The 9995-nt window shown below is 71.4% G+C and carries 8 protein-coding genes; 6 read left to right on the top strand and 2 right to left on the bottom strand.

Annotated features, from left to right (window positions below):
- Positions 1–163: 163 nt before the first annotated feature.
- Both ABEA26_RS13025 and ABEA26_RS13020 read left to right on the top strand, forming a co-directional pair.
- Positions 164–1243 (top strand): helix-turn-helix domain-containing protein, encoded by a 1080-nt coding sequence (locus tag ABEA26_RS13025; protein ID WP_345592121.1) that lies wholly within the window; start codon positions 164–166, stop codon positions 1241–1243.
- A 298-nt stretch (positions 1244–1541) separates the two neighbouring features.
- The gene (locus tag ABEA26_RS13020) at positions 1542–2453 is read left to right on the top strand and encodes a nitroreductase/quinone reductase family protein (protein WP_345592120.1); all 912 of its coding nucleotides are present in this window, start codon (positions 1542–1544) and stop codon (positions 2451–2453) included.
- On the opposite strand, the gene ABEA26_RS13015 is transcribed toward ABEA26_RS13020, so the two are convergent.
- Positions 2384–3043 carry a YdeI/OmpD-associated family protein gene (locus tag ABEA26_RS13015; RefSeq protein ID WP_345592118.1) on the bottom strand — a complete coding sequence of 220 codons (660 nt, stop codon included), beginning with the start codon at positions 3041–3043 and terminating at the stop codon, positions 2384–2386. The genes ABEA26_RS13020 and ABEA26_RS13015 overlap by 70 nt on opposite strands.
- A gap of 250 nt (positions 3044–3293) precedes the next feature.
- Here ABEA26_RS13015 and ABEA26_RS13010 point away from each other — a divergent pair, with 250 nt between their 5' ends.
- From ABEA26_RS13010 to ABEA26_RS12995, 4 genes are all read left to right on the top strand, one after another.
- Complete coding sequence (locus ABEA26_RS13010; RefSeq protein WP_345592117.1) at positions 3294–4577, top strand: FG-GAP repeat domain-containing protein; 1284 nt, start codon at positions 3294–3296, stop codon at positions 4575–4577.
- Positions 4578–4702: 125 nt separating this feature from the next.
- The gene (locus ABEA26_RS13005; RefSeq protein ID WP_345592116.1) at positions 4703–6346 is read left to right on the top strand and encodes a pyranose oxidase; all 1644 of its coding nucleotides are present in this window, start codon (positions 4703–4705) and stop codon (positions 6344–6346) included.
- On the top strand, positions 6346–7242 hold the full coding sequence (iolE, locus tag ABEA26_RS13000) for a myo-inosose-2 dehydratase (RefSeq protein ID WP_345592114.1): 897 nt from the start codon (positions 6346–6348) through the stop codon (positions 7240–7242). The genes ABEA26_RS13005 and iolE overlap by 1 nt, the downstream gene beginning before the upstream one ends.
- 46 nt (positions 7243–7288) lie before the next feature.
- Positions 7289–9136 (top strand): glycoside hydrolase family 15 protein, encoded by a 1848-nt coding sequence (locus tag ABEA26_RS12995; protein WP_345592112.1) that lies wholly within the window; start codon positions 7289–7291, stop codon positions 9134–9136.
- On the opposite strand, the gene ABEA26_RS12990 is transcribed toward ABEA26_RS12995, so the two are convergent.
- Complete coding sequence (locus ABEA26_RS12990; RefSeq protein ID WP_345592110.1) at positions 9078–9911, bottom strand: bestrophin-like domain; 834 nt, start codon at positions 9909–9911, stop codon at positions 9078–9080. The genes ABEA26_RS12995 and ABEA26_RS12990 overlap by 59 nt on opposite strands.
- Between the last annotated feature and the right edge of the window lie 84 nt (positions 9912–9995).

Below are 9995 nucleotides of genomic sequence, written 5' to 3'. Positions count from 1 at the left end.
GGGTGAAAAGCGGCCGAATGGGTGGCGTGAGGGCTGTTGCGGCGTGCAGTCTCGGGGCGAGGCGACTTCTCGCCTCCATGACCACCGCAGACATACGTCGGCCCCCGCCGGGACTGCAATCCCAACGCGAGGGCCTCACCAACAAGGAAGAAGCACCTTCCCCATGGCTGAACAGAAGCCTAATGCCGCCGTGCGCCCGAGTCAGGGTGTTCGCCAGTCCGCCAACCCCTCTGGCGTCATTCACGTACGTACGTCCTACTCGGGCCAGTACGTCGTCATCGGCAACCACCTCGCCCAGCACCACCAGTTGTCGCTGACCGCGATCGGGCTGGCCACGCACATCTTCTCGCTGCCGGAGAGCGCCCTCGTCGACATCCGCACCCTCGCCGACCGCTTCCCCGAGGGGCGTGAGCGGATCGCCTCCGGGCTGCGGGAGTTGGAGGAGACCGGCTACCTGAAGCGGGTGCGTGAGCGCTCGGAGACGGGGCGCCTGGTCACGCGGACCTACGCCCATCACACGCCGGAGCGGGCGGTCCCGTACCTCGTGCGCGGGCGTACCGGGGCGGCCCGTGAGCGTGGTGCCGTGGTCCGGCGGTCGTCGTCGGCCGGTACCGAGGGGGCCTCCGGAGCCGTCGCTCAGGAGGGCGACCAAGCCCGAGCCGTGCGCTTGCCGTCGCTTCCGTCCGGTGAACCCGGGAGCGGGGACGTACCGCCGGTGGGATCAGCCTGCCCGGAGACATCCACAGCGCCCGAGGAGGCGGCAGCGTCCGACGCTCCGGCCGTACTCGAGGAGAACCTCGCGTCCGTGTCACCGGAACGGGGCGAGTCCCCGCCTGTGCACCAGGACCACGGCAAGGCCGTCGCTCTCCTGGCCGGCCTGCGCCGTACCGACGACCGGCTCGTCCTTTCCGCGCGAGACGTGAACACTCTGGCGCCGAGTGTCATCCGCTGGTTCGAACGAGGGGCCACAGTCGATGTCGTCCACCGTGTCCTGACCTTCGACCTTCCCGTGGACATGCGGCGCGCGGCCGGTGTGCTCGCGTATCGGCTCGGCGAGCTGCTGCCGCCGCCTCTTCCGGCGGTTCCGGCACCGTCACCGGGGCCGGTTTCCGTCGCGTGTCGGCCCGATCCCTTCCAGACCTGCGACGGCTGTGAGCGGGCCTTCCGGGCATCGGACCCCGGTCGCTGCCGCGACTGCCGTACCGCACCTGAGAGCACCGGCGCGGTCGCTCAAGCCGCCTGACCGGTGGTCGCGGTGGTCGCGCGAGCACGGTGGGCTGGGCGCCGGGAAAGGCGCGTTGACAGCCCGGTGGGCGGGTGCGTGTAATGAGGGTGGTGCCGCGTGGCGCCGGTCAAAGAGCAGTGGGCCGGCCGGCGATCGGGCGAGCGCCCTTCATGCAAGGGGTACGTGATGAGTTTCCGCTCCGCGCCCTGACACGACGTAGCGCGTCCAGATCCGCACGTCGTCCTTCGCTCGCCTCATTCTTTCCGGCACCGTGCCGCACGCGCGCCGCGGCCTGCCGTCATGGAGACAGAAACGTATGCCCACGTCTTTCCATCAGTCCGTCATCGACGAGTTCCGCGCCAACGAGGGGAAGGTCGGCGGCCCTTTCGAGGGTGGTGACCTGCTTCTGCTGACGACCACCGGGGCCCGGTCGGGGCTCTCGCGGACCACCCCGCTCGGGTATGTCCGCCACGGGGGCTCCCTTCTGATCGTCGGGTCGAATCTCGGTGGTCCTCGGCATCCCGGCTGGTACCACAACCTGCTCGCCCGTCCCGTGGTCCGGGTGGAGGTCGGCACCCGGTCCTTCGAGGCTCTCGCGGTGCCCGCTGAGGGGGACCGGCGTGAGGAGTTGTTCGCGCATGTGGTGCGGGCGGTGCCCGGGTACGGCGACTACCAGGCCGGGGCCGGCAGGGTGCTGCCGGTCGTGGTGCTGGAGCGGGCCGAGCCCGAGGGGTGGGAGGGGCCGGGGGAGGTCCGGACCCTCGCCGACAAGCTCCTGGAGGTGCACACCTGGTTGCGGGGCCAGTTGCGTCAGGTGCGGGCGGAGGCCGACGCGCACTTCGCCGCTCGGGCCGCGCATCAAGGGCCCGGTGCGCCGGCGGCCCCGGGGCTCGGGTTGCAGATACGGCAGCGCTGCCTCGCGTTCTGCCAGGCGCTGGAGTTCCATCACGCGAGTGAGGACGGGCACCTGTTTCCCGGGATCGTCCGTCACCATCCCCACCTGACCGACGTCTTCGCCCGCCTCGACGACGAGCACCGCACGATCGCCCGTGTCCAGGGCGACCTGGCGGCGCTGCTGGCCGGCGTCGTCATCGCCGACCCGCGGCGCTTCCACGCCGAGTTGGACGACATGTCCGCCCGGTTGAACGCGCACCTGGACTACGAGGAGGAGGCGTTGCTCCCGTTGCTCGCCGACGTGCCGTGGCCGCCGGAGGTGCCGAAGGGCTGAGACTGTTCCGTTCCGTCCGCCTGCCGCCCCCGCGCCAGGTCCCGTACCGCCCGCTCCAGCCGCGTCCGCCGGGTCTGTGGCGTCGCGGCCTGGAACAGCGGGAGCATCACGAGGTAGCGGGCGGTCCGGTCGAGCGCGTCGAACGCCGCACGCGCCGCCGGGGCCGCGTCGAGCGCCGCGGCGAGGTCGTCCGGGACGACGGCTGTCGCCTGCGACGCGTACGCGCGGTCCCAGCGGCCGTCCTCCTGGGCCCGTCGCACCTCGGCGAGGCCGGACTCCCGCATCCGGCCCGCCGCCGCCAGCGCCGCGACCTTCTCGGCATTCACCCGCGACCACAGGCTCCTCGGTCGCCGCGGCCCGTACTTCTGCAGGTAGTACCGGTCGTCCAGGCCCCGGCGCTGCCCGGAGATCCAGCCCCAGCACAGCCCCACGTCGACCAGTTCGTCGTCCGTGACCGACGCGATCCCCGACGCCTTCTTCGCCACCTTGACCCACACGCCCTCGCGGCGGGTGTGGTGCTCGGTCAGCCAGTCCTCGAAGGCCGCCGCGTCCGGGAACGCGACGACGTCCACCCCGTTGAGAGCCTCCATACCGGCCAGGCTAGCCCGGCCGTGCCCCGAAGCAGCCTCCCGTCCCCTTCTCGGCCCAGTGACAGGCGATGGGCTGCTGGATCGGTTCGGCGTCGGTGTGCGGGTACCTCGTGGTCACTCCCACCGGCCGTTGTCACCCGGATTGGCCGCCGCCGCTTGCGGCCCCCTCCTGCCCGTGTCGGTATGTGGGAGGGCATCCCTCGTCGAGCATCGACCGGCGTACGGGAGTTCGCTACCGGGAAGTAGACCCATGACCAATGCCGAGCCCGTGTTCCGTCGGTCGGTGATCGACGACGATCCCCAGGACGGGTACTTCCTGCGGGCCGTCGACGTGGACGGCGACGGGCGCCCCGACCTCGTCGCCTCCGGCCTCACCCGCGGGGAGGTCGTCTGGTACCAGAACCCGTCCTGGACCAAGCGGACCATCCTGTCCCTGGGGGACCGGAAACCCGTCGCCCTGGACGCTGCGGACCTCACCGGTGACGGACTGCCGGACCTGGTCCTCTGCCACGACTACGGCAACTGCATGTTCGACTGCGGGCCGAGGGACGGCGTGATCTCCTGGCTGCGGAATCCCGGGCCGGACGGCTGGGACCGGCCGTGGAGCCGTCGGCACGTCGCGGATCTCGTGGCCTGTCACCGGGTGCGGCTGGGGCGGTTCACGACGGACAGCCGTGTCCAGTTGGTCGCCCTTCCGGTCGTCGGGCCCGAGGGCGGGGCGGAAGGGGTCGGGTCCGCCGCCCGCCTCATGCTCTACGACCTGCCGGACGATCCGGTGGCGCACGACGGCGGGTGGTCGGGGCGGCCGCTCGACACCGCCGACTTCACGATCGTGCACGGCGTGGTCGCCGCCCGGTTCCCGGGCACGCCCCGCCCGGAACGGGAGTCGTTCCTGCTGGCCACGGGGGAGGGGATCAGCTGGCTGGGCACCGGGCCGGGCGGGGCGTGGCAGGTCCGGAAGATCGGCGACGGGGTGCCGCCGCAGACGTCCGTGGAGAATCCCGAGCACCGTTTCAGCGGGAGCGGCAACCTCGGCGTCGCGCGGATCGGCGGGCGTCCCTGCGCGGTGATCCTGGCCGTCGAGCCGTTCCACGGCAACACCCTCAGCGTCTACGTCCGGCCGCCCGGCACCGTCGCGCCCTTCGACACGCCCTGGGAACGCCGGCAGCTCCGGGTCCTCGACCCGCCGGACGGGACGCACGACGCCGTCGGCCACCACGTGGTCGTGGCCGACTTCGACGGCGACGGGGACGACGAGTTCCTGGTCGGCCTGCGCGGGCCCGCCCCGGCCCAGGGCGTCTTCTACTTCAAGCTCGACGCGTCGGGCAACGTGCTCGTCGAGAAGCAGGTGAGCACGGACTCCACCGCGCGTATCGCCGTGGCCGACTTCAACGGCGACGGACGGCTGGACTTCGCCACCACCGCCTACGACACGGTGGGCTACTACGAGATCCCGGACCCCAAGGTGTGCCTGTTCACCAACGCCTTCGGGGCGCCCGGGCCGGTCATGGCACCGCCCGGCGGCGACGGCTGACCGAGGCTCCCGGGCCGCCTCCGGTCCGTCCCCGGTCCGCCTTCGCCCCCGACCCGACCCGTCCCCGCCGCACCGGAGACACCCGCTGCCTCGCTCCGGGCAGCCCTCACCAGCAGGAGAACGCAGTGGCACAGAACACCGTCCGGGTGGACGCGCTCGTCGTCGGCTCCGGACCCGTCGGGAGCGCCTTCGCGCGCGAACTCGTGGCGGCCGGCCGGCACGTCTACATGGTCGACGCGGGGGCCCAGCTGTCGGACCGCCCCGGGGAGCACCTCAAGAACGCCTACCTCTACCAGCGCAACCTCAACCTGTTCTCGCCCGTGATCCGCGGCCACCTGAGCCTGCTGTCGATCCCGTCGAGCGACCGGGCCGAGGTGACCCTGGACCCGGCGTCCTACCGGATCGACCTCAAGAAGTACGACGGCTTCGTACTGAACAACCAGAACCCCGACCAGGACCCCGCCCTGAACCTCGGCGCCGCCGCCGCGACCTACGGCGTGGGCGGCATGGCGACCCACTGGACCTGTGCCACACCCCGGCACCATCCCGACATCGAGCGCTCCGACCTGCTGTCCGGCGCGGAGTGGGACGCCCTCTACCGGGACGGCGAACAGCTCCTGCACACCCGTACCGACGCCTACACCGACTCGGTGCGGCAGCGGCTGGTCCGCGGGGCGCTGGCCGAGGAGTACGGGGAACTCCAGGAGCCGTACCAGGTGCAGAACCTGCCGCTCGCCGTGGAACGCCGCGAGGACAACCCCGAGTTCGTCCACTGGAGCGGGGCGGACACCGTGCTCGGCCCGCTGGCCGACGGCGGCCACGACCGGTTCGAGCTGCACCCCGAGCAACTGTGCACCCGGCTGGTGCGCAGTGCCGACGGCAGCCGCGTGGAGTACGCCGAGATCCGCGACCTGCGGCGGTGGCGGACGCTGCGGGTGGAGGCGGAGACCTTCGTGGTGGCGGGCAACGCCTACCTCACCCCGCAGCTGCTGTACGCGTCGGGGATCCGCCCGAAGGCGCTCGGCCGCTATCTGAGCGAACAGCCGATCTCCTTCTGCCAGATCGTGCTGAGCCAGGACCTGGTCGACTCGGTCGCCACCGACCCGCGTTTCGGCGACGCCGTGCGCGAGCACCGCGAGACGGCGCCGCAGGACCCGGTGCCCATCCCCATGAGCGACCCGGAGCCGCAGGTGTGGATTCCGGTGTCCGAGGGGCGGCCGTGGCACTGCCAGATCCACCGCGACGCCTTCCACTACGGCGACATCGCGCCGAACGTCGACGGCCGGCTCATCGTGGACCTGCGCTGGTTCGGGATCGCCGAGCCCCGGTTCGAGAACCGGATCGAGTTCTCCGACCGGCATCAGGACACGCACGGCATGCCGCAGCCCACCTTCTTCTTCGGCCTCAGCGAGCGGGACCGGGCGAACCAGCACGCGATGATGCGGGACATGCTGCGCGCGGCGAGCACGCTCGGCGGCTTCCTCCCCGGCTCCGAACCGCAGTTCGTCGAGCCCGGCCTCGGGCTGCACGTCACCGGCACGACCCGGATGGGCGACGACCCCGAGACCAGCGTCGTGGACACCGACTCCCGGGTGTGGGGCGTCGACAACCTCTACCTGGGCGGCAACAACGTCATCCCGCGCGGCACCGCGAGCAACCCGACGCTGACCAGCGTCGCGCTGGCGCTGAGGGCGGCCCGGCACATCACCACGGGTCGTACCGCCGGCGGCGCGGTGGCGGCCTCGGCCGCCGCGGGCCGGGGCGCGTGATGTTCGAGTCCGGCGCCGTCTCCCTCGGCATCACGCCCACCTGCTGGACCAACGACGACTTCCCCACCATCGGGGCGGACATCTCCTTCGAGCAGTGCGTCAGCGAGATCGCGCTGGCCGGCTTCGAGGGCTGCAGCGTCGGCCACAAGTTCCCCACCGACCCGCGGGCCCTGTCGCAGGCGCTGACCCTGCGCGGGCTTCGGGTGTCCGAGCCCTGGGCGAGTACCTACTTCACCGTCCGGGACATGCGGGAGCGCACCCTCGCGGGCTTCCGCGAGCAGCTGGACTTCATCCAGGAGGTCGGCGGCGACCAGGTCGTCGTGGCGGAACTCGGCCACGCCGTGCACCAGCAGGCGGTCGCCCTGGCCGCCAACAGGCCGGTGTTCGACGACACCGCCTGGGACGCGCTGCTGACCGGCCTCGACGAACTCGGGCGGATGGCGGCCGACCGCGGCATGTTCCTGTGCTACCACCACCACATGGGCACCGGCGTGCAGTCCCGGGCCGACGTGGACCGCCTGCTCGCGGGCACCGACCCGGACCTGGTGCACCTGCTGCTGGACACCGGCCACCTCACCCTGGCCGGCGACGACCCGCTCGCCCTGGCCCGCGACCACGCCCGGCGCATCGCCCACGTGCACCTCAAGGACGTACGCCCCGACGTCCTGGAGTACTTCCGCCGCGAGGACCCCAGCTTCCACGACGCGGTACTCGCCGGGATCTTCACCGTGCCCGGTGACGGGATGACCGACTTCGGGCCCGTACTGCGCGCCCTCGCGGACGCCGGGTACCGGGGGTGGCTCGTCGTCGAGGCCGAACAGGACCCGGCGAACGCGCACCCGCTGACGTACGCCAAGAAGGCGCGCGAGCACCTGCGCGTCCTCATCGGACGGTGAGCGTGCCGCCCGTGACGACCCCTGCGACCAAGGGAGCAGCACTGTCATGAGTTACCGACCGATCGAGGACTACGGCGTGATCGGCGACCTGCGCACCGTGGCGCTGGTGGCTCTCGACGGCTCCCTGGACTTCCTGTGCCTGCCCGACATCGACTCGCCCACGGTGTTCGGCGCGCTGCTCGACGACGAGCGCGGCGGCAGTTTCCGGATCGGCCCGGCCGTCGAGGGCGCCCGCCTCAAGCAGCTCTACCTGCCCGACACCAACATCCTGCTCACCCGGTTCCTGTCCGAGGACGGGGTCGGGGAGGTCGTCGACTTCATGCCGGTCGGCTCGGTCCGCCACACGCACGCGGTCGTCCGCCGGGTGAAGGGGGTGCGGGGCACCTTCCGGTTCCGGCTGCGCTGTGCGCCCCGGTTCGACTACGCCCGACTGCCGCACCGCATCGAGCAGCACCCCGGCGAGGTTTTCTTCGTACCGGAGGGCGGGGCGGAGAGGGCGGACGCGGTGGCGCTGCGGCTGCAGAGCCCGGTCGACCTGCGGGTGGAGGGCGCCGACGTGATCGCCGAGTTCGAGCTGGGGCCGGACGAGACGATGGACTTCGTGCTGGAGGCGGTCCCACCGGGCGAGCACAGTCCTGCGTCCGGCCACCGGTGGGCCGAACGGGCGTTCCGGCACACCCACGCCTTCTGGCACGAGTGGCTGAGCAGTTCGTCCTACCGGGGCCGCTGGCAGGAGGAGGTGTCCCGTTCGGCCCTGGCGATGAAGCTGCTCACCTCCGCCCGGCACGGGTCGATCGCCGCCGCGGCCACCTTCGGACTGCCCGAGCTGGTCGGCGGCGAACGCAACTGGGACTACCGCTACACCTGGATCAGGGACGCCTCCTTCACCGCCGCCGCGTTCGTCCAGCTCGGCTTCCACGACGAGGCCAGGGCCTTCGTACGGTGGGTGGAGGAGCGCTACCGGGAGAGCACCGAACCGGGGCGGCTGCAGATCATGTACGGCATCGACGGCCGCCACGAACTGACCGAGGAGATCCTGCCGGACCTGCGCGGCTACGAGGGATCGAGCCCGGTACGCGTCGGCAACGGCGCCTACGACCAGCTACAGCTCGACATCTACGGCGAGTTCCTGCACGTCGTCGATCTGTACGACGAGCATGTGGAAGCCGTCTCCTACGGCCTCTGGTCCCATGTCAGCGACTCGGTGAACTGGGTGACGGAGAACTGGCGGCTGGCCGACGAGGGCATCTGGGAGACCCGCGGCGGACGCCAGGAGTTCCTGTACGCCCGGCTGATGTGCTGGGTCGCCCTGGACCGCGGGCTGCGCATCGCCGGACGGCGCTCACTGCCGGCGCCCCGCGAGCACTGGGCCGCGGTCCGCGACGAGATCCACGCCGAGATCCACAAGGAGTTCTGGGACGAGGGACAGGGGGCGTTCGTCCAGCACCGGGGGGACTCCACCCTCGACGCGGCGAGTCTGCTCATGCCGCTCATGGGGTTCATCTCGCCGGTCGACCCCCGGTGGCTGAGCACCCTGCGCGCCATCGAGAACTCGCTGGTGGAGGACTCCCTCGTCTACCGGTACCGCAGCGGGGACGGCGCCTCGGACGGGCTGAGCGGCACCGAGGGCACCTTCTCCATGTGCTCGTACTGGTTCATCCAGTGCCTGACCGAGGCCGGCGAGGTCGACCGCGCCCAGCTGTTCTTCGAGAAGATGCACAGCTACGCCAACCACCTGGGCCTGTACGCAGAGGAGATGGACGGCACCGGACGCAACCTCGGCAACTTCCCCCAGGCGTTCACCCACCTGGGGCTGGTCAGTGCCGCGCTCTGCCTCAACCAGGCACTGGCGAGGCGGACAGGTCCCGCAGCAGGTCCCCCGTCGTTGAGGTGAAGACGCCGGGGGAGACGGAGAGGACCCCGTTCAGAGGGAACTCGAGGAGTACGAGCAGGAAGAGGTTGACGCCGACGACCAGAGCCACACCGGTGATCATCGTGTAGTGCAACCAGGGCGACTCCAGCCCGAACAGCAGGCTGAACATCAGGGTCACCGCGCTGGTCAGGTAGACCGCGATCCACATGGGGGTGCGCAGATGGGCGGTGCCGGCCTGGCGGTGCCGGTCGGCGTTGAGTGCCGACACCTCCGTCAGCCGGTCCGTCGCCACCTCCACGTACGCCTGCCGCGGTTCGGTGTCCGGGCGCAGTTCGCCGATCGCGGTGAACAGGCGCCGCAGCGTCCGCCGCTCGTCCGGGCTCTGCCCCGTCTCACCGATGTCCTTCGGCCACCACGCGACGACGGCGCGGTTGTACGCCACCACGGCTTCGGTCACGTCACGCCGGTCGCCGGGATCCATGACGGCGCTGCCCCGGGCGACCGCGGCGACGAGGAAGGCCTCCTCGGCGGCGCACCGTCTGACCTCGGTGTAGTTGTCCCACTGGTCGTCGACGGAGAACCCGATCGTGACGGCGTAGACCACGCCGACGACCGCCACCAGGAAACCCGCGACGTCATTGTGCTCCTTGGCCCGGGGAGGCGGCACGAGCCTGCGCATCAGCGCCTGGGCCAGGACGGCCACCAGCGGGACGCCCCCGAGGATGAGCAGCACCGTTCCCCACAGTGGCAGCTCGACGATGAAGAAGTGGTACACGGTCACCTCGGCTCTGTTCACCGCGCTCAACGAGTACCCTGGCCCCGCGCAACGGCCGGGGGCGGGCCGACTCCGCGTCGGCAAAGGCACCGGTGGGGCGGGCGT

Source organism: Streptomyces marokkonensis, assembly GCF_039539045.1.
GTDB lineage: Bacteria > Actinomycetota > Actinomycetes > Streptomycetales > Streptomycetaceae > Streptomyces > Streptomyces marokkonensis.
Note: the sequence above shows the minus strand (reverse complement) of the source record. Positions and strands in the feature narration are given on the sequence as shown.